16 protein-coding genes, 1 other RNA gene and 1 pseudogene are annotated in these 18659 nt (G+C 68.9%); 9 read left to right on the top strand and 9 right to left on the bottom strand.

All coding sequences use genetic code 11. From position 1 onward, the window contains the following. Window positions 1-9 precede the first annotated feature (9 nt). Complete coding sequence (locus IEW34_RS20960) at window positions 10-1170, top strand: DNA recombination protein RmuC (RefSeq protein ID WP_188611186.1); 1161 nt, start codon at window positions 10-12, stop codon at window positions 1168-1170. A gap of 69 nt (window positions 1171-1239) precedes the next feature. Here IEW34_RS20960 and IEW34_RS20955 read toward each other — a convergent pair whose 3' ends face one another. From IEW34_RS20955 to ffs, 6 genes are all read right to left on the bottom strand, one after another. After that, window positions 1240-1434 (bottom strand): hypothetical protein, encoded by a 195-nt coding sequence (locus IEW34_RS20955; protein WP_188611185.1) that lies wholly within the window; start codon window positions 1432-1434, stop codon window positions 1240-1242. 112 nt (window positions 1435-1546) lie between these two features. Further along, window positions 1547-2146, bottom strand: a complete 600-nt coding sequence (gene recR, locus IEW34_RS20950) for a recombination mediator RecR (RefSeq protein WP_188611184.1) — start codon at window positions 2144-2146, stop codon at window positions 1547-1549. Window positions 2147-2149: 3 nt separating this feature from the next. Beyond that, entirely contained in the window at window positions 2150-2680 is a 531-nt protein-coding gene (locus IEW34_RS20945) for a hypothetical protein (protein WP_188611183.1), read from the bottom strand. Window positions 2681-2726: 46 nt separating this feature from the next. Then, a complete protein-coding gene (locus tag IEW34_RS20940; RefSeq protein WP_188611182.1) occupies window positions 2727-3047 on the bottom strand; it encodes a YbaB/EbfC family nucleoid-associated protein in 321 nt (106 codons plus the stop codon). Window positions 3048-3051: 4 nt separating this feature from the next. After that, window positions 3052-4971 carry a DNA polymerase III subunit gamma/tau gene (locus IEW34_RS20935; RefSeq protein ID WP_188611181.1) on the bottom strand — a complete coding sequence of 640 codons (1920 nt, stop codon included), beginning with the start codon at window positions 4969-4971 and terminating at the stop codon, window positions 3052-3054. A gap of 218 nt (window positions 4972-5189) precedes the next feature. After that, window positions 5190-5286, bottom strand: an RNA gene (gene ffs, locus IEW34_RS20930) — signal recognition particle sRNA small type. A gap of 131 nt (window positions 5287-5417) precedes the next feature. Here ffs and IEW34_RS20925 point away from each other — a divergent pair. Together IEW34_RS20925 and nudC are read left to right on the top strand one after the other, a co-directional pair. Next, complete coding sequence (locus IEW34_RS20925) at window positions 5418-5840, top strand: HIT domain-containing protein (RefSeq protein WP_188611180.1); 423 nt, start codon at window positions 5418-5420, stop codon at window positions 5838-5840. 304 nt (window positions 5841-6144) lie between these two features. Further along, window positions 6145-7095 carry an NAD(+) diphosphatase gene (gene nudC, locus IEW34_RS20920; RefSeq protein ID WP_188611179.1) on the top strand — a complete coding sequence of 317 codons (951 nt, stop codon included), beginning with the start codon at window positions 6145-6147 and terminating at the stop codon, window positions 7093-7095. Between the two features lie 124 nt (window positions 7096-7219). On the opposite strand, the pseudogene IEW34_RS30665 reads toward nudC, so the two are convergent. From IEW34_RS30665 to IEW34_RS20910, 3 genes and pseudogenes are all read right to left on the bottom strand, one after another. Then, window positions 7220-7633 (bottom strand): annotated as a pseudogene (locus IEW34_RS30665) (GNAT family N-acetyltransferase); the annotation flags it as partial. Between the two features lie 208 nt (window positions 7634-7841). Then, the gene (locus tag IEW34_RS20915) at window positions 7842-8735 is read right to left on the bottom strand and encodes a prephenate dehydratase (protein ID WP_188611178.1); all 894 of its coding nucleotides are present in this window, start codon (window positions 8733-8735) and stop codon (window positions 7842-7844) included. Next, window positions 8732-9499, bottom strand: coding sequence for a 3-deoxy-manno-octulosonate cytidylyltransferase (locus IEW34_RS20910; protein WP_188611177.1), 768 nt, complete (start codon window positions 9497-9499; stop codon window positions 8732-8734). Before IEW34_RS20910 ends, IEW34_RS20915 begins: the two co-directional genes overlap by 4 nt. Window positions 9500-9647: 148 nt before the next feature. On the opposite strand from IEW34_RS20910, the gene IEW34_RS20905 reads away from it, so the two are divergent. The 6 genes from IEW34_RS20905 (at window position 9648) to IEW34_RS20880 (ending at window position 18525) form a co-directional block, all read left to right on the top strand. Then, window positions 9648-10280, top strand: coding sequence for a c-type cytochrome (locus IEW34_RS20905; protein ID WP_188611176.1), 633 nt, complete (start codon window positions 9648-9650; stop codon window positions 10278-10280). A 579-nt stretch (window positions 10281-10859) separates the two neighbouring features. Further along, window positions 10860-12659 (top strand): extracellular solute-binding protein, encoded by a 1800-nt coding sequence (locus IEW34_RS20900; RefSeq protein WP_188611499.1) that lies wholly within the window; start codon window positions 10860-10862, stop codon window positions 12657-12659. 14 nt (window positions 12660-12673) lie between these two features. Further along, window positions 12674-14566: an extracellular solute-binding protein gene (locus IEW34_RS20895; protein WP_244642118.1), complete on the top strand. Its 1893-nt coding sequence runs from the start codon at window positions 12674-12676 to the stop codon at window positions 14564-14566. 16 nt (window positions 14567-14582) lie between these two features. Next, window positions 14583-15692 (top strand): microcin C ABC transporter permease YejB, encoded by a 1110-nt coding sequence (locus IEW34_RS20890; RefSeq protein ID WP_188611175.1) that lies wholly within the window; start codon window positions 14583-14585, stop codon window positions 15690-15692. After that, the gene (locus tag IEW34_RS20885) at window positions 15692-16861 is read left to right on the top strand and encodes an ABC transporter permease (protein WP_188611174.1); all 1170 of its coding nucleotides are present in this window, start codon (window positions 15692-15694) and stop codon (window positions 16859-16861) included. The genes IEW34_RS20890 and IEW34_RS20885 overlap by 1 nt, the downstream gene beginning before the upstream one ends. Window positions 16862-16875: 14 nt before the next feature. Then, window positions 16876-18525 (top strand): ABC transporter ATP-binding protein, encoded by a 1650-nt coding sequence (locus tag IEW34_RS20880; RefSeq protein ID WP_188611173.1) that lies wholly within the window; start codon window positions 16876-16878, stop codon window positions 18523-18525. The last annotated feature ends 134 nt before the right edge of the window (window positions 18526-18659 follow it).

Genomic DNA, 18659 nt, shown 5'->3' with positions numbered 1-18659 from the left:
TCTGCCCTGATGGACCAGATCCTGCTGCTCGTCGGCGAGCGGGCCGTCACCTATGGGGATGCCGCCGCCATCCTGGCCGTCGTCTCGTTCGTCGTGCTGATGGTCATCGCGGTCAGCGTCGTGCGCGGTGCGCGCCACCGGGGTTCCGTGGCGGCCCTGCTGGAGGCCCAGGCGCGCGAGCTCGATGGGCGGGTGGCCGAGCTGCAGCGCATGCAGGCGGAGCTGAAGGGCGGTGTGCAGGCGAGCCTGCACGGGCTCGGCGTGCGTCAATCCGACATGCAGCGCTTCGTGGCCGAGCGCATCGAGGTGCTGCAACACCGGGTCGGCCGCGGGCTCGCCGACACGGTGGAGCGGACGACGGAGAACCTCGCGCAGCTGAACGAGCGGCTGGCCGTCATCGATACCGCCCAGCGCAACCTGTCGGAACTGACCGGCCAGGTCGTCGGCCTCAAGGATATCCTCGCCAACAAGCAGGCGCGCGGCGCCTACGGCCAGGGCCGCATGGAGGCGATCGTCCGCGACGGACTGCCGGCCGGCGCCTACAGCTTCCAGCCGACGCTCGCCAACAACCGGCGGCCAGACTGCCTCATCCACCTGCCCGGCGATCACCCGCTGGTCATCGACGCCAAGTTTCCGCTGGAGGGGTTCGCCGCCTTCCGCGGCGCGCAGAGCGACGAGGCCAGGCGCGGCGCGGCGCAGCGGGTGCGGGCGGACCTCGGCGTGCACATCAAGGATGTCGCGGAGAAGTACCTGGTGCCGGGCGAAACCCAGGATATGGCGCTGCTGTTCGTGCCGTCCGAGGCGCTCTACGCCGACCTGCACGAGCATTTCGACGACGTGGTCCAGCGCGCTCATCGCGCCCGCGTCGTCATCGTCTCGCCATCGCTTCTGGCGCTGGCCATCCAGATCACGCGGGCCTTGGTGCGAGACGCGCGCATGCGCGAGGAAGCGCGCAAGATTCAGGCCGAGGTGCGGCTGCTACTCGACGACGTGGAGCGGCTGCGCGGCCGCGTCGGCAAGCTCGACACGCATTTCCGCCAGGTCCAGGAGGATGTCGCCGCGGTGACGACGTCCAGCGAGAAGATCGTCAAGCGCGCTGACCGGATCGAGGCGCTCGAGTTCGACGACGCGCCCGTCGCGCCTGCCGGCAAGCTGAGTGCAGCCGAATAGTCCGACGCGATTTCGCACGCGTGAAAGGCCGGATGCTCTGGGCCAGGGCTTGAACTGCTGATCGCTCGGTCAGGGCTTGCGATCGCGCGCCGCAGGGGTGGCCCTCTCGGCCCTGCGCTGCCGCTCCAGATCATGCAGCGACGGGATGGCCGGCGGATCGCTGGCCGGGAAGCTTTCCTCCAAGGCCTCGTCGAGCAGCTCGTCCGCGTGGCGCTCGAGGTCGGTGGCAGGCTGCTCGGTCGCAGGCTTGTTCGGGCCGGGCATCGGGAAGCCTCCAGGGGACGGCGCGGGCACGCTATCGACTAGGATAATATGGGGTCGATGCGGTGGGCCGTCCATCCCGCGAAGGGCCGCCCGCCGCTGTTGGTCCGATGTCCTACAGCGCGGTCCGCTGACGCATTGCGGCGACGAGCGTGCCCTCGTCCAGGTAGTCCAATTCGCCGCCCACCGGGACGCCGTGCGCCAGCCGCGTGATCTTGACGGGCAGGTGCTGCAGGAGATCGGTGATGTAGTGGGCCGTCGTCTGCCCGTCGACGGTGGCGTTGAGCGCGATGACGACCTCGCTCACGCCGGTCGCCGCCCGCTCGACGAGCCGGCCGAGGTTGAGGTCGTCGGGGCCGACGCCGTCGAGCGGCGAGAGCACCCCGCCGAGCACGTGATAGCGGGCATTGAGCACGCCGGCGCGCTCCAGCGCCCACAGGTCGGAGACGTCCTCGACGACGATCAGGATGCTGGGATCGCGCTTGGGATCGCAGCAGATCGTGCAGGGGTCACGGGTGTCGACGCTGCCGCAGGCGGAGCACACGACCACCCGCTCGCTGACGACCCGCGTCGCATCGGCGAGTGGCTCGAGCAGTGCCTCGCGCTTCTTGATCAGGTGCAGCGCGGCCCGGCGCGCCGAGCGGGGCCCGAGGCCGGGGAGGCGCGCCAGCAGCTGAATCAGGCGCTCGAGTTCGGGACCGATCGGGGATGCCACGGCCTATTCGCCACGCAGGCGTTCGGCGGCACTCAGCCAACTGGCCAGATCGGCCATGTTCTGGCGGATGAATTGACGCAGATGAGCGATGCCCGCCTCCAGCGCCGCCTCGTTCTCGGGTTGCGGCTCGTCGTGATAGGGGCCCTGCCGCAGGTTGTAGATGTCCTGCTGCCATTCGCGCGCGACCTGGGCGAGGTGGACGACCTGGAGCAGGGCATCGCGCAGCCGGGCCCGGCGCTGGCCATAGATGTCGACGCTGCTCGCCGCGATGGCGCGGTCGAAGGCCGCGTAGGCGGTTTCGAGCCGGTAGACGATCGGAAAGCTCACCTCGCGCGTCGTCTCGAACTCCGTCAGCAGGCTGCCGGCATGGCCGATGGCCTGTCCGATCGGCGCGTCGAAGAGCATGGCGGCCGGATCGGGCTGCCGCGCTGCCACCACCACGGGCTTCGGCGTGCCGAGGGGCCGTCGCCGTAGCCTTTGCGCCGCGCGGCGCAACGCGTCCAGCAGCGTGCGTCGCCCGGCGAACCGGCGCATGGGCGTCTTCGAGAGGGCCGAGGTCAGCGACATCGTCCGCGGGCGATCAGAAGAGCTTCAGCCCCGGCGGGATCGGCAGACCCTTGGTGATGTCCTGCATCTTGTCCTGGACCAGGCGCTCGGCCTTGCCGCGGGCATCGTTCACCGCCGCCACGATCAGATCCTCGACGATCTCCTTTTCGTCCGGATTGAGCAGCGACGGATCGATGCTGACGCCGAGCATGTTGCCCTTGGCGGTCATGCGCACGCCGACGGCCCCGCCGCCGGCGGTGCCCTGCACCTCCAGCGCTTCGAACTCGGCCTGGGCCTCGGCCATCTTGCCCTGCATGGCCTGGGCCTGCTTCATCAGTCCCATCAGGTCGCGCATGTGTTCAGTCTCCCTCAGAGGCCGTGTCCGGCTCGTCGATCGTGTCGCCGATGATGTCGTCCGCCGCATCGGGCGCGGTCGGCGCCTCCCTCACATTGACAATCTGGGCGCCGGGAAAGCGTTCCAGCACCGCCCGCACCAGCGGGTGGGCGGCTGCATCGCTGCGGCGCTCATGGTCCGCCGCTCTGGCACGCTCGGCCAGCGTCGGCTCGCCCGGACCCGAGGACACCGCCACCATCCAGCGGCGGCCGGTCCAGTCCTGCAGGTAACGGGAGATGTCGGCGGCGAGGGAGCGGCTGGCGCCGTCGGCCAGGGCGAATTCGATCTGTCCGTCCTCGAACCGGACCAGGCGCACGTCCCGCTCGAGGGCGAGCTTGAAGCCGATCTCGCGCTTCTCGCCGGCCAGCGCGACCAGATCCTCGAAGCGCGCGACGCGGATCATCTGCTCGGGCGGCGCCACCTGCGGCGCCAAGGCCTGGGCTTGCGGCTGATCGGCCCGGGCTTCGGCCACCGCGCGCACGGCGCCGGCTACGGCCACCGCAGCAAGGCCGGGGCGTGGCGGCTCGCGGCCGGAGGTCGGCATCGGCGCGCTCGAAGCGGTGCCGGCGCCGGCGCCGGCGCTTCCGGGCGGGCCCGCCGAGCGCAGCAGGCGCAGGGCCTCGTCCGGCGTCGGCAGGTCGGCGGCATAGGCGAGCCGCACCAGCACCATTTCCGCCGCTGCCATCGGCCGCGGCGCCTCCTGCACCTCGGGCACACCCTTGAGCAGCATCTGCCAGGTTCGCGAGAGCATCCGGAGCGACAGCTTCTCGCCGAGCGCCGTGCCGCGGCCGCGCTCCACGTCGGTCAGCGAGCCGTCCTTGGCGGCGCCGGGCACCAGCTTGAGACGGGTGACGAGGTGGGTGAAGCTGGCAAGCTCGGCCAGCACCACGGCCGGATCGGCACCGGCCTCGTATTGATCGGCGAGTTCCGCCAGCGCCGCGGGCAGATCGCCGCGCATGACCGCCTCGAACAGGTCGATGATCCGGCCGCGGTCGGCGAGGCCCAGCATGGCCCGCACCGTTTCGGCCGAGACGTCGCCCGCGCCGTGGGCGATCGCCTGGTCGAGCAGCGAGAGCGAATCGCGGACCGATCCCTCGGCCGCGCGCGCGATCAGGGCCAGCGCCCCGTCGTCGGCCGTCACCTCTTCCTGCCGGCAGATCGCGGCCAGATGCGCCACCAGGACGTCGGCACCGACGCGGCGCAGGTCGAAGCGCTGGCAGCGGGACAGGATGGTGACCGGCACCTTGCGGATCTCGGTCGTGGCGAAGATGAACTTGGCGTGCGGCGGCGGCTCCTCCAGCGTCTTCAGGAACGCGTTGAAGGCGCCGGTGGTCAGCATGTGGACTTCGTCGACGATATAGACCTTGTAGCGTGCCGAGACCGGGGCGTAGCGGACCGCGTCGTTGATCTGGCGGATGTTGTCGACGCCGTTGTTGGAGGCGGCGTCGATCTCGAGCACGTCGATGTGATTGCCGTCGATGATCTCACGGCAATGGACGCCGAGCTCGGGCATGCGGATGGTCGGGCCAGCGCCCCGGTCCCCGGGCAGCTCGTAGTTCAGGCCCCGCGCCAGGATGCGGGCGGTCGTCGTCTTTCCGACGCCGCGCACGCCGGTGAGCATCCAGGCCTGCGGGATGCGTCCGGTGGCGAAGGCATTGGACAGGGTGCGCACCATCGCCTCCTGTCCGATCAGGTCGTCGAAGGTGCGTGGCCGGTACTTGCGCGCCAGCACGCGGTAGCCCGGTGCGGTCTGAGCAGGTTGCGGCGGAGTCGGCGGCGGCGCGAAACCCGGGAGGCCGGGCTCGTCGACGCCGGCTGCGCCCTGTAGCGCTTCCGCCGGGCCGCCCCCCACAGATGCCGAAGCTCCGGTCGCGGTTTCGTTCATCGCCTTGCTGGGGTGCGCTCGAATCTGGTTGGGCTGAATCGTACCATGGTTCGCCCGGGCGAACCCGCGCATGTTGGCGCTGCACCGGCCCGCACAAAGCACGCCGGTCGCCGAGCCTGCCGAAGCCGCGATCGCGGCGCGCGTCAGGCGAATGCCGCCCCGGTTCGACGTCTGCGATCGAGATACCGGAGCAAGGCCGGTCCAAGCCCATCGGCGAGGGTGGGAGGCTGAACGAAGACCCGCCCGGTCTCGTTAGGGCTGCTTCCTTCCGGATCTGACCCGGTTGGCGAGTGGAACGTCCAACGCCAACCTCCCGCGCCCTATATCGGCGAAGCCGGCGGCGAGCGCAAGGGCGGAGCGGCATCGCGCAGCCGCACCGTGGAGCAGCGCCGGCTCGCACAAAACCCGCTTCACACCGCCTCTCGTTCGGTTCAAGCTCGGCCCCGATGACGGATTTTGCCATCGATCCCCAACTGACGCAGGACACGACCACGGTCGGCGACCTGCCGTTGTCGCGCGTGCTGCTCATGAACGACAGCCGCTTCCCCTGGCTCATCCTGGTGCCGCGCCGTCCCGACCTGGTCGAGCTGATCGACCTGGACGAGGTCGGCTTCGGCACGCTGATGGCGGAGGTCCGGGCCGCTGCGGCGGCCCTGCGCGACCTTCTCGCCCCCCATAAGCTCAACATCGCTGCCCTCGGCAACGCCGTGCGCCAGCTGCATGTCCACGTCATCGCCCGCTCGCGCGACGATGCCGCCTGGCCGCGGCCGGTTTGGGGCGTCGGTACGGCCGCACCCTATGATGAGGCCGTGCGCGCGGCCTTCGTTGCCGACCTGCGGCGCGCACTGCCGCAGGTCGGCGGCGGGTGATGCCCCGTTTATGCGCCGCGCATGCTCCGGCGCAGGGCTGTCGAGACCGCAAAGCGATAGCCACCGCTGCGCGACCTGTTCTAAGCAAGATCAGAAACGGAAATCCCCGGGGCTTCGCCGTCGCGCCCGACGGATGCCCCCTGGAGCACCGCGACCGGATGATTCCGCCCGACCGCGCAGAGCGTTTTCGAGTGAATTGGACGCCGGTTCGCGTGAAGAAAACGCGACGAATCAAACAGATAGAGCATTTCGGCGATTCGAAGGAACGCGAAAATGCTCTAGGACCTGCCTGAACGGAGCCTCGATGTCCTCAGAATCGACTTCTCGTGCGGAGCTCTCCGCCAGCGTCGGCTTCGCCGTCAATCCGCTGCTCCGTCATTCCGAGCGGCGCCACGACGATGCGGAGATCGCCCGCTACAGGGCCGACGACAGCGCATCCGCCGTCATCATGCTGGGCGACAAGCCGCTGCTGAAGAAGGGCCGCGGCGGCTTCGACTCGCGCTTCGCCCTGGCCGAGGTCGAGCGTCTGGGCGAGCCGCGGGAGCTGCCGTTCCTGGGCACCATTGCCGGACGGCCCCTGTTCCTGGCGAACTTCGACCCGGCGACGGCGGAGGCGGTCAAGGACTATGACGACCTCGTCGTTGCGGATCTCAGGGCATTGGCGATGCAGGGCGCCTTGCCGCCGGACGAGCTGGGCCCGCTGGGCGAAGCCAAGGCGCTCGGCTACTGGCACCAGCGCCATCGCTTCTGCTCCAATTGCGGCGCGCCGAGCCGGCCCGTCTCCGGCGGCTGGCGCCGCGACTGCGACGCTTGCAAAGCGCAGCATTTCCCGCGCACCGATCCGGTCGTCATCATGCTGGCCGTCCGCGGCGACGAATGCCTGCTCGGCCGGCAACCGCAGTTTCCGCGCGGCATGTACTCCTGCCTCGCCGGCTTCGTAGAGCCGGGCGAGACGCTGGAGGATGCCGTGCGGCGCGAGATCATGGAGGAGGCGGGCGTGCCGCTCGGCGCCGTCCGCTACCTCGCCTCGCAGCCCTGGCCGTTTCCGGCGTCGCTGATGATCGGCTGCGTGGGCGAGGCGCTGTCGAGCGAGATCGTGATCGACAGGACCGAGCTCGACGATGCGCGCTGGTTCAGCCGCGAGGAAGCACGCCTGATGCTGGCCGGCAGGCACCCGGGACGGTTGTATGCACCGCCCCCCATGGCGATCGCTCACCACGTCCTGGCAGCATTCGTCCGGGGAGAGGCTGATTAGCCGGCTCCTCCCACAACGTCAGCTCCGCCGCGGCGTCCCACAACATGGCCAGCTCGATCAGCGGCGCGTCGCCGCGGCCATGGGCGTGGCTCCGGGCGGCGCCGGTGCAGGCGCCGAGAGTCCGGTAAAACGCGATGGCGGCCAGATTGTCTCGGGCCACCCAAAGCCCGACCGTCACATGACCGGCTTCGGCCAGGGCGCGGGCCATAGTCGCCATGAGCCGACTGCCGACGCCGCGATACTGGAAGCGCTTCAGCACATAGACGGCATAGATCTCGCCGGCGGTGGTCAGCAGCTGCTGGCGCGCGCCGCCGCACGATCCGAATCCGACCACCCGCCCGTCCGCCTCCGCGACGAAAACCGAGATGGCGGGATCGATGATCGCCTCCGCCCAGTAGCGAGCGCGGGCAGACACGGTCAGGCGGTCGATCGTCTCGTCGGGAAGGATGCCGCGATACGTCTCTCGCCAGGCAGCCACATGCACTTCGGCGATCGCCTGCACGTCCGCTTCAAGGGCCCGTCTGATGGTCACCTGCATGGCGGCTTCCTTTCTCCGTCGCCGGAGAACATGGCGCGCCAGGGCGGCGATAAAAGGGCGGTTCCCACCACGAAATGCGGCAAAACCGAAATCGCGCTGGCAATTCCTGTAATTTCCCGGGAAACGCCGCCGGGGGCTATGTGCGCCAGCGCACATTAGAGCCCTTCGGGGCGAGATGGAACACCTGGCGAGCGATCCGCGGGGTGCCTTACTCCGCCGCGCGGACGCTGAGGGCCTCGCGATAGCTGTGGCCGGGAAAGACCCCGAGCACGCGCAACTCGCGCGAGAAGAAGGCGAGTTCCTCCAGGGCGAGTTTGAGCGGCCGGTCCTCCGGGTGCCCGTCGACCTCGGCGTAGAACTGGGTGGCGGCGAACTCGCCGCCAAGCTGGTAGCTCTCCAGCTTGGTCATGTTGATACCGTTGGTGGCAAAGCCGCCGAGCGCCTTGTAAAGCGCGGCTGGCAGGTTGCGCACCCGGAACACGAAGCTCGTCACCGTCGGGCCGTTGCCGGCCGGCGCCCAACGCGCCTCGCGCGCCAGAATGACAAAGCGGGTGGTGTTGTGCTCTTCGTCGTCGACATCTTCCGCCAGGATCTTGAGGCCATAGACCTCGGCCGCGAGCCGGGGCGCGAGCGCCGCCTGAGCGGGGTCGCCCCACTGCGCCACCTCCCGCGCCGCACCGGCGGTATCGCCGGCGACGGTGGGCTTGAGGCCGAGCGTGCGAATGATGCGCCGGCATTGCCCCAGCGCGTGAATGTGGCTGTGGACGCTCTTCAGCGTGCCGAGATCCGCGCTCTCGACCGACATCAGTTGGAAACGGATCGGCAGGAAATGCTCGCCCACGATATGCAGGCCCGACGTGGGCAGCAGGTGGTGGATGTCGGCGACGCGCCCCGCGATCGAGTTCTCGATCGGGATCATCGCCAGCTCGGCCTGGCCGTCGGTGACCGCCGCGAAGGCGTCCTCGAAGGTCGGGCAGGGCAGGGTGGGACGATCGGGCAGGACCTCCTGGCAGGCGATATGGGAGTTGGCGCCCGGCTCGCCCTGGAAGGAAACGGCGCGGGACGGCGCCTGCCGTTCTGCGCCCGGTGACGTCGAACTCATGACAACTCCGATGCCGTACTGGCCTTGTTGATGCGGTCCGCCCAGAGCTGCCGGGCCCGCTCCAGATCGCCGGGCGTGTCGACGCCGAGCGGAACGTCGTCGACCATGACGATGTCGATACGCATGCCCGCCTCGAGCGCCCGCAGTTGCTCCAGCCGTTCGCGCTGCTCGAGCGGCGACGGCGGCAATGCCACGAAGCGGGCCAGGGCCGCCCGCCGGTAGGCGTAGAGGCCGATGTGGTGCAGCAGGGGCCCGTCGCCCCAGGGCGCCTGCGCCCGGGTGAAGTAGAGCGCCCGCAGATGGCCGGGCCCGACCGGCGTGCCGACCGCCTTGACCACGCTCGCCTCGTGCCGCTCCTCCTCCCGCGTGATCACCGTGGCCAACGTTGCGATGTCGACGGCCGGATCGGACAGCGGGGCGACGGCCGCCGCGATCACGGCCGGGTCGATGGTCGGCAGGTCGCCCTGCACGTTGACGACGACATCGTGGTTCCCAGCCGGATCGATCGACTCCAGGGCTTCGAAGATGCGGTCCGAGCCCGAGGGATGATCGTCACGGGTCATGACGGCGTGGCCGCCGGCCGCCGTCACAGCGGCGGCCACGGCATCGGAGTCGGTCGCGACCGCGACCGGGCCGATGCCTGCCGCCTGCGCCTGACGCATCACACGCACGATCATCGGCACGCCGGCGATGTCGGCCAGTGGCTTGTCGGGCAGCCGCGTCGAGGCCAGGCGGGCAGGAATGAGAACGATCGGACACGCCATGGGAGCTCGAAGCGGGCGGCAAAAGGTAGCAAACGGGGTCACCTATACGAGTTGCAAACCCGCCGTCAAAGCGGGTAATCATCGCCGGCCGTCCCACAGGCCGGGCGCCGCCGCTCGCCCAGGTTCACGCCTTCCGGAGTTGCCCCGAATGGATTCCTTCGAGCTCAACAAGATCGCTGGTGCGGTTCTGGGCACGCTCATGTTTGCCGTCGGGCTGAACATCCTGGCCGGTATGCTGTTCACCGCGCATCCGCCGGCAGTCCCGGGCTACGACCTGCCGCAGGCGGCCGAGGGAGCGGATGCGGGCGCCGGGGCGGCCCCGCAGGCGCCGGCCGAGCCGTTGCCGGTGCTGCTCGCCAAGGCCGATGCGGCCAAGGGCGAGAAGGCCGTGGCCAAGTGCAAGGCCTGCCACAGCTTCGAGAAGGGTGGCCCGAACAAGATCGGTCCGGACCTCTTCGGCGTGGTCGGACGCCCGATCGCTGGGCACGAGGGATTCAACTATTCGCAGGCACTGAAGGCCTTCGGGGCCGGTGGCAATTGGGATTTCGAGAAGGTCAACCTGTTCATCACCAACCCGAAGAAGGACGTGCCCGGCACGCTCATGAACTTCGCCGGCGTGAGCAAGCCCGAGGAGCGGGCCGACATTCTCGTCTATCTCAACAGCCTGTCCGACAGCCCGCAGCCGCTGCCGAAGCCCGAGGCGGCTCCCGCCGCCGACGCCGCTCCGGCGGCTGGCGCGGCGCCCGCGCCAGCCGCACCGGCGCCGGCCGGCAAGCACTGAGCCGCCGCGCCCTTTTCCGATCCTGCCGAAAAAGGCCGGGCGCGCCGCGCCCGGCCTTTTTTGCGCGCATCGTGCGGCAGACAGCCCGATGGCGGCCAGTGGCGCAGCACAGAGATCGAGACCGTTTGCGCCATGCCGGGGGGGCCGGCCTCTCAAGTCGATTGGTGGTTGGGTGAGGCCCGAGCACGACGTTGAGAAATTAGAGGCTCTCTCCGTCTCCCCCGTCATGGTGGGGCTTGACCCGACCCTGCATCCGCTCGAAGGGTCGAAATCACTGGGTCGGGCCACCAGAGAGTGTCCGTGACATTGGGTGAGGATCCAATGGCGCAGACGCGCTCGTAATTTCTTGAATTCGGAGCGCTTCTCTCCGATCGGATGGACAGCCTGTTGAGAGGCCACATCTAGCTCCCACTCGAAAAGCCGACATAATCGAACGCCACAGATCCGTTCGGCGACTTCAACCGACCGCTCAAGTGGAGACCGCTCTTGATCTCGCGTCGCGTCTTTGCCTCCCTGCCGCTGCTCGGCCTCGCGTCCGCGGCCTCGCCCCTTGCCCTGCTCTCGGGCGGATCACGGGCGATGGCGCAGCCGGCCGACGCCGCCAAGGCGGCGGCGGACAAGGGCTGGCGGCACGCCCTGTCGCTGATGGGCACGCCGAAGTATCCGCCGGGATTTGCGCATTTCGACTACGTCAACCCGGCCGCCCCGGCCGGCGGCACGGTGCGTCTGGGTTCGCTCGGCGGCTTCGACAACTTCAACTTCGCGGTCGCGGGCGTGAAGGGGGAGCTGGAGGACCGGCTGCCCCTCATCTACGACACGCTGATGACGTCCGCTTCCGACGAGATCGGCACCGAGTATGGGCTGCTCGCCGAAGCCGTGAGCTTTCCGCCGGATTTCTCCGCCGTGAGCTACCGCCTGCGGCCCGAGGCGCGCTGGCACGACGGGCGCCCGGTCACGCCCGACGACGTGATCTTCTCGTTCGAGGCCTTGAAGGCCAACAGCCCCATGTATGCGTTCTACTGGCGCAACGTGGTCAAGGCCGAGCGCGTCGGCGAGCGCGCGATCGGCTTCACCTTCGACCAGGCCGGCAATCGCGAGCTGCCGCAGATCGTGGGTCAGATGCCGGTGCTGCCCAAGCATTGGTGGGAAGGCACGGACGCCTCCGGCCGCAAGCGCGACATTGCGCAGACCACGCTGGAGCCGCCGCTGGGATCCGGCCGCTACCGGCTGAAGGCCTTCGAGGGCGGGCGCTGGGCCAGCTACGAGCGCGTCGCCGACTATTGGGGCAAGGCTCTGCCGGTCAACATCGGCACCGGCAACTTTCAAGAGATCCGCACCGAGTACTACCGCGACAGCACCGTGCTGCTGGAGGCCTTCAAGGCCGACCGGATCGACTTCAGGGCGGAGAACGTCGCCAAGAACTGGGCGACGGCCTACGATTTCCCGGCCGTGCGGGAGAAGCGGGTGGTGCTCGAGGAGTTCCCTATCCGCAACGCCGGCGTGATGCAGGCTTTCGCGTTCAACACCCGGCGCGACAAGTTCAAGGACGAGCGGGTGCGCCGGGCCTTCAACTACGCCTTCGATTTCGAGGAGGTGAACAAGAGCCTCTTCTACGGCCAGTACCAGCGCATCGATTCGTACTTCTTCGGCACCGATCTCGCCAGCAAGGGGCTGCCGGAGGGCCTCGAACGGGAGATCCTCGAAGCGGTCAAGGACAAGGTGCCGCCGGCGGTCTTCACCACGCCCTATGCCAATCCGGTCAACGGCTCGCCGGACGCGGTCAGGACCAACCTGCGCGAGGCGCTCACGTTGTTGCGCGCGGCGGGCTGGGAGCTCAAGGGCGGCAAGCTGGTCGGCGCCGCGGGCGAGCCCTTCACGGTCGAGTTCCTCGGCTTCGATCCCAGCAGCGAGCGGTTCCTGCTGCCCTACAAGGCGTCGCTCGAGCGGCTCGGTATCGCCGTCACGGTGCGGCTGGTGGATTCGACCCAATATCAGAACCGCCTGCGGGCCTTCGATTTCGACGTGACCACCACGGTCTGGGGCCAGTCGCTGTCACCCGGCAACGAGCAGCGCGACTATTGGGGCTCGGCGTCGGCCAACCGGCCGGGGTCGCGCAATCTCGTCGGCATCGCCAACCCCGGCATCGACGCTCTCATCGATCGCGTCATCTATGCCAAGACGCGCGAGGAACTCGTCGCCGCCACGCACGCCCTCGACCGCACGCTGCTCGCCCACAATTATGTCGTCCCGCAATGGAGCTATCGCTTCGAGCGGACGGCGCGCTGGAATCGGTTCGGCCGCCCCGGGACGATGCCCGAGTACGCGGCGTCCGCTTTCCCAACGATCTGGTGGTCGGACCCGGCGGGCTCGCCCCGTTGAACCGGCGGGATCTGGTGAGCGTCCCCCTGACTCTCACCCGCCGCGGGCTCGTCGCCGGCGCCGGCGCTGCCGCGTTGGTCGGCCCGCGTCAGCTCCGGGCCGAGGCCGCGCGGCCGGCCCCCCCGGCCGTCGACCTCGGGCAGCCGCGGCACGGCCTGTCGAGCTTCGGCGAGCTGGCTTACCCGGCAGATTTCGCCCATTTCTCCTATGTCGACCCGGCGGCGCCCAAGGGCGGCGCGTTCTCGGCCCAGCTCGACAACACGCTCGGCAACCAGAACTTCGACACCTTCAACACCCTGAACATCTACGTGCTGCGCGGCGATGGTGCCGCCGGCATGAACCTCACTTTCGATTCGCTGATGGTGCGGGCCTTCGACGAACCCGACGCGGTCTACGGCCTGGTGGCCCGTTCGGCCGCTCTGGGGGCGGACGGCCTGAGCTATCGCTTCGCGCTGCGGCCCGAGGCGCGCTTCCATGACGGTTCGCCGCTGACGGCGGCAGACGTCGCCTTCTCGATCACCATGCTGAAGGCGCAGGGCCATCCGACCATCGCCCAGACCATCCGCGGGGTCGACGCTGCGGAGGTGGACGGTGCCGATGTGGTGGTTCGCCTCGCCCGGGGCTTCAGCCGCGACCTGCCGCTGGTGGTCGCCACGCTGCCGATATTCTCGTCTCGCTATTACGCGGCAAGGCCCTTCGACGCCGCCACGCTGGAGACGCCGCTGGCGTCCGGGCCCTACCGTCTGCGCCAGTTCGAGCAGGGGCGGTTCGTCGTATTCGAGCGCGTGCGGGACTATTGGGCGCAGGACCTGCCGGTCAACCGCGGCCGCAGCAACTTCGACGAGATCCGCTACGAGTATTTCCGGGACCGGGACGTCGCCTTCGAGGGCTTCAAGGCGCGCACCTTCACCTTCAGGGAGGAGTTCGTCTCGCGCATCTGGGCGACAGGCTACACCTTCCCGGCCCTGGTCGACGGGCGGGTGAAGCGCGAGACCCAGCCCGACGAGACGCCGTCGGGCATGCAAGGCTGGTGGCTGAACAGCCGCCGCGAGATCTTCGCCGACTCTCGTGTGCGTGAGGCGGTCGGCCTGGCCTTCGATTTCGAATGGACCAACGCCAACATCATGTACGGCCTCTACGAGCGCACGACCTCCTATTTCGTGGGCTCGGAGCTGGCTGCGTCCGAGGTGCCCGGCGCGGAGGAGGAGGCGCTGCTGGCCCCGTTCCGAGGCCGGGTGCCGGACGCGGTGTTCGGCGAGCCCTACCTGCCCCCGCGCAGCGACGGCTCCGGCCAGGACCGCAAGCTGCTGCGCCGGGCCGACGACCTGCTGCGCGCGGCGGGCTGCCGCCGCGAAGGCAGCCGTCTGCTGCTGCCGAGCGGCCAGCCACTGGTCATCGAGTTCCTCGAATCCCAGCCGACATTGCAGCCGCACACCCAACCCTTCATCCGCAACCTCGGCCTGCTCGGCATCGCCGCCTCCTTCCGCATCGTCGATGCCGCCCAGTTCCAGCGGCGCTCGGAAGCGTTCGACTACGACATCATCGTGCGTCGGTTTGGAATGTCGCCCACGCCGGGTGAGCTGTTGAGGGTGCTGTTCGGCTCGCAGGCGGCCCGCACGCCCGGGTCCAACAACATTTCGGGCGTCGCGAGCCCGGCGGTGGACGCGATGATCGACGCGGCGCTGGCAGCCGCGAGCCGGCGACAGCTCGTCGCCGCCTGCCGGGCGCTGGACCGGCTCCTGCGCGCCGGGCATTACTGGGTGCCCATGTGGCACAAGCCGAGCTACTGGCTGGCCTATTGGGACATCTACGGACACCCCCCGGCCGCGCCCAGGTACGATCGCGGCGTGCCGGACACCTGGTGGTCCAAGGAGGCCGCCGCACGCGCGACGAGGGACGGCCGATGAGCGGAGCCGCGGTGGCATGAGCGCCTATATCCTGCGACGCCTCCTCCTGATGGTGCCGACCATCCTGGGGATCATGCTGGTCTCGTTCGTGATTGTGCAGTTCGCCCCGGGGGGGCCGGTCGAGCGCGTCATCGCGCAGCTTCAGGGCACCGACGTCGGCGCCACGGCCCGTATCGGCGGGGGCGGCGGCGGCGACTTCAGCGGCGGCCCCAAGGGGGGGCAGGGGGGGGAGGCCGGCTCCTCCACCTATCGCGGCGCGCAGGGCCTCGACCCCGCCTTCATCAAGCAGCTCGAGGCGCAGTACGGCTTCGACAAGCCGGCACCCGAGCGCTTCCTCAAGATGATCGGCGACTATGCCACGTTCGATTTCGGCAAGAGCTATTTCCGGGACGTGCCGGTCTTGCAGCTGATCGGCGAGAAGCTGCCCGTGTCGATCTCGCTCGGCCTGTGGATGCTCGTGCTGTCCTACGCCATCTCGATTCCGCTGGGCATCGCCAAGGCCATGCGCGACGGGTCGCGCTTCGACGTGTGGACCTCGGCGGTGGTCATCGTCGGCTACGCCATTCCGAGCTTCCTGTTCGCCATCCTGCTGATCGTGCTGTTCGCCGGCGGGTCGTTCTGGCAGTTCTTCCCGTTGCGCGGGCTGACGTCGGAGAACTGGGCGCAGCTGTCGCTCGCCGGCAAGCTCGCCGACTACCTCTGGCACCTGGTGCTGCCGATCACCGCCATGGCGCTCGGCGCCTTCGCCACGTCGACGCTGCTGACCAAGAACTCGTTCATGGACGAGATCCGCAAACAGTACGTGCTGACGGCGCGGATGAAGGGCCTCAGCGAGCGCCGCGTGCTGTACGGCCACGTCTTCCGCAATGCCATGCTGATCGTCATTGCCGGCTTCCCCGGCGCCTTCATCAGCGCCTTCTTCGCCGGTTCGCTGCTCATCGAGACGATCTTCTCGCTGGACGGCCTCGGCCTTCTGTCGTTCGAATCGATCGTCAACCGCGACTATCCCGTCGTGTTCGCGACGCTCTACATCTTCTCGCTGCTCGGGCTCGTCGTGAACCTGGTCTCGGACCTGACCTACACCTGGGTCGATCCGCGGATCGACTTCGAGACGCGGGAGATCTAATGGACGCCGCCGCTCCCATCCGCGCCATCGCGGTGCCCAAGACCGCGCTGGCGCCGCCGCTGCAGCGCGGCGCGCCGATCCGGCTGTCGCCGCTGAACCAGCGCCGGCTCAGGAACTTTCGTGCCAACCGGCGCGGCTACTATTCGTTCTGGATCTTCGTCGTTCTCTTCGCGGTGACGTTGGGAGCCGAGTTCGTCGCCAACGACAGGCCGATCATCGCCGTCTACAAGGGCGAATTGCTGTTCCCGGCCTTCGTCGACTATCCGGAGGAGAAGTTCGGCGGCTTCCTCGCCATGACCGATTACCGTGACCCGGTGATCCGCAAGGAGCTGGCGGCCAACGGCTGGGCGCTGTGGCCGCCCATCCGCTTCTCCTACAACACCCACAACCTCGACCTGCCGGTGCCGGCCCCGTCGCCGCCGACATGGATGCTGACGGGCGAGCAATGCAAGGCGGCGGCCGAGCGTATCGGCGGCACCTCCTGCCGCGATCTGGAGTGGAACTGGCTCGGCACGGACGATCAGGGGCGCGACGTGCTGGCCCGGCTGATCTATGGCTTCCGGCTGTCGGTGCTGTTCGGCCTCACCCTGGCGGCGATCTCCTCGGTCGTCGGCATCGCCGCCGGCGCCCTGCAAGGCTATTTCGGCGGCTGGGTCGACCTCTTGTTCCAGCGCTTCATCGAGATCTGGACGTCGGTGCCGTCGCTCTATCTGCTGATCATCATCTCGGCGGTGATCACCCCCGGCTTCTTCGTGCTGCTCGGCATCCTCCTGTTGTTCTCGTGGGTGGCGCTGGTCGGCGTGGTGCGGGCGGAGTTCCTGCGCGCCCGTAACTTCGAATATGTGCGCGCGGCCCGTGCGCTCGGCCTCGGCAACCTGACCATCATGTTCAAGCACCTGCTGCCCAACGCCATGGTCGCCACCATCACCTTCATGCCATTCATCCTCAACGGCTCGATCACCACGCTGACGTCGCTCGATTTCCTCGGCTTCGGACTGCCGCCGGGCTCGCCCTCGCTCGGCGAGATGCTGGCCCAAGGCAAGGCCAACCTGCAGGCGCCGTGGCTCGGGCTGGCCGGCTTCTTCGTCATCGCGCTGATGCTGTCGCTGCTGATCTTCGTGGGAGAAGCCGTCCGCGACGCATTCGACCCGCGCAAGACATTCGCATGAGGCAGGCCGGTCCCATGGAACCCGCGACCGCAGCGACGCGGCCCTTCCTCTCCGTCCAGGACCTCTCGGTGGCCTTCCGTCAGGACGGCCGGGACGTGCTTGCGGTCGACCGCGTGTCGTTCGATGTCGCCAAGGGCGAGACCCTGGCGCTGGTCGGCGAGTCCGGCTCGGGCAAGTCGGTCTCGGCCCTCTCGGTGCTGAAGCTGCTGCCCTATCCAGCCGCGAGTCACCCCAGCGGCCGCATCCTGTTCAAGGACAGGGACCTGCTCGCGGCGTCCGAGGAGGAGCTGCGCCGGATCCGCGGCAACGACATCACCATGGTCTTCCAGGAGCCGATGACCTCGCTCAACCCGCTGCACACGGTCGAGCGGCAGATCGGTGAGATCCTGGAACTGCACAAGGGCCTGCGCGGCAGCGCGGTGCGCGCCCGCGTCCTCGAATTGCTCGACCTCGTCGGCATCCGCAACGCGGGCGAGCGCCTCGGCGCCCTGCCGCACCAGCTCTCCGGCGGCCAGCGCCAGCGGGTGATGATCGCCATGGCGCTTGCCAACGAACCAGACCTGTTCATCGCCGACGAGCCCACCACGGCTCTCGACGTGACGGTGCAGGCGCAGATCCTGGAATTGCTGGCCGACCTGAAGAGCCGGCTCGGCATGGCGATGCTGTTCATCACCCACGACCTGGGCATCGTGCGCAAGATCGCCGACAGGGTCTGCGTGATGACCAACGGCCGGATCGTCGAACGCGGCGCCGTGGCGGACGTGTTCGGCGCCCCGCAGCACCCCTATACGCAGAAGCTGCTGGCGGCCGAGCCCAAGGGGCAGCCGCGACCGGTGGCGCCGGAGGCGCCCGTCGTCGTCGAGGCGGGCCCGATCAAGGTGTGGTTTCCGATCAAGCGCGGCCTGCTGCGCCGCACCGTGGCCGTCGTCAAGGCGGTGGACGGCATCAGCCTCAGCCTGCGCCGGGGCGAGACCCTGGGGGTGGTCGGCGAATCCGGCTCGGGCAAGACCACGCTCGGTCTGGCGCTGTTGCGGCTGATCAAGTCGGAGGGGCCGATCGTGGTGCTGGGCCGGCGCCTCGACGGCTTGCGGTCGGCCGAGATGCGGCCCTTGCGGCGCAACATGCAGGTGGTGTTCCAGGACCCCTACGGCTCGCTGTCGCCGCGGCTGTCGGTTGCCGACATCGTGGAGGAGGGGCTTCTCGTGCAGGCCCGGGGGCTCACCTACGCGGAGCGGCGCGAGATCGTCGCCCAGGCCCTGGTCGACGTCGGCCTCGACCCCGCCGCCATGGACCGCTACCCGCACGAGTTCTCCGGCGGCCAGCGCCAGCGTATCGCCATCGCCAGGGCCATGGCGCTCGATCCGGCCTTCGTCGTGCTGGACGAGCCCACCTCCGCCCTCGACATGTCCGTGCAGGCGCAGATCGTCGACCTGCTGCGCGACCTGCAAGAGCGCAAGCAGCTCACCTACCTGTTCATCAGCCACGATCTCAAGGTCGTGCGGGCGCTGGCGAACTCGATCATCGTCATGCAGAACGGCGAGGTGGTCGAGGCAGGATCCGCCGACGAGATCTTCGCCCGGCCGCGGACGGACTACACGCGCGCACTGTTCGCCGCCGCCTTCAACCTGGATGCCACGCAAGCCGCTGGCGCGGTGCGAGACTAGCGAGAGCCATGTTCCCCCCTGCTGCCCCCGCGCTTGCGCGCAACAGCTATGCGTATGAGACGCGGCCTTTGGTGAAGCCGACGGGCTTTCGCGAATATGATGCGCGGTGGCTGTTCGAGCGCGAGCTCAACCTG

This window comes from Chelatococcus reniformis (assembly GCF_014640075.1).
Classification (GTDB): Bacteria; Pseudomonadota; Alphaproteobacteria; order Rhizobiales; family Beijerinckiaceae; genus Camelimonas; species Camelimonas reniformis.
This window is presented reverse-complemented; position numbering and strand designations above follow the sequence as displayed.

What these genes read in the sequence shown, in the direction of transcription:
- IEW34_RS20945 (WP_188611183.1), bottom strand. Translation starts at nt 2,680, where the DNA reads ATGCGCCGGTTCGCCGGGCGACGCACGCTGCTGGACGCGTTGCGCCGC.
- IEW34_RS20890 (WP_188611175.1), top strand. Translation starts at nt 14,583, where the DNA reads ATGAGCGCCTATATCCTGCGACGCCTCCTCCTGATGGTGCCGACCATC.
- IEW34_RS20910 (WP_188611177.1), bottom strand. Translation starts at nt 9,499, where the DNA reads ATGGCGTGTCCGATCGTTCTCATTCCTGCCCGCCTGGCCTCGACGCGG.
- IEW34_RS20900 (WP_188611499.1), top strand. Translation starts at nt 10,860, where the DNA reads ATGGCGCAGCCGGCCGACGCCGCCAAGGCGGCGGCGGACAAGGGCTGG.
- IEW34_RS20885 (WP_188611174.1), top strand. Translation starts at nt 15,692, where the DNA reads ATGGACGCCGCCGCTCCCATCCGCGCCATCGCGGTGCCCAAGACCGCG.
- IEW34_RS20960 (WP_188611186.1), top strand. Translation starts at nt 10, where the DNA reads ATGGACCAGATCCTGCTGCTCGTCGGCGAGCGGGCCGTCACCTATGGG.
- IEW34_RS20905 (WP_188611176.1), top strand. Translation starts at nt 9,648, where the DNA reads ATGGATTCCTTCGAGCTCAACAAGATCGCTGGTGCGGTTCTGGGCACG.
- IEW34_RS20880 (WP_188611173.1), top strand. Translation starts at nt 16,876, where the DNA reads ATGGAACCCGCGACCGCAGCGACGCGGCCCTTCCTCTCCGTCCAGGAC.
- IEW34_RS20925 (WP_188611180.1), top strand. Translation starts at nt 5,418, where the DNA reads ATGACGGATTTTGCCATCGATCCCCAACTGACGCAGGACACGACCACG.
- IEW34_RS20915 (WP_188611178.1), bottom strand. Translation starts at nt 8,735, where the DNA reads ATGAGTTCGACGTCACCGGGCGCAGAACGGCAGGCGCCGTCCCGCGCC.
- IEW34_RS20955 (WP_188611185.1), bottom strand. Translation starts at nt 1,434, where the DNA reads ATGCCCGGCCCGAACAAGCCTGCGACCGAGCAGCCTGCCACCGACCTC.
- IEW34_RS20940 (WP_188611182.1), bottom strand. Translation starts at nt 3,047, where the DNA reads ATGCGCGACCTGATGGGACTGATGAAGCAGGCCCAGGCCATGCAGGGC.
- IEW34_RS20935 (WP_188611181.1), bottom strand. Translation starts at nt 4,971, where the DNA reads ATGAACGAAACCGCGACCGGAGCTTCGGCATCTGTGGGGGGCGGCCCG.
- nudC (WP_188611179.1), top strand. Translation starts at nt 6,145, where the DNA reads ATGTCCTCAGAATCGACTTCTCGTGCGGAGCTCTCCGCCAGCGTCGGC.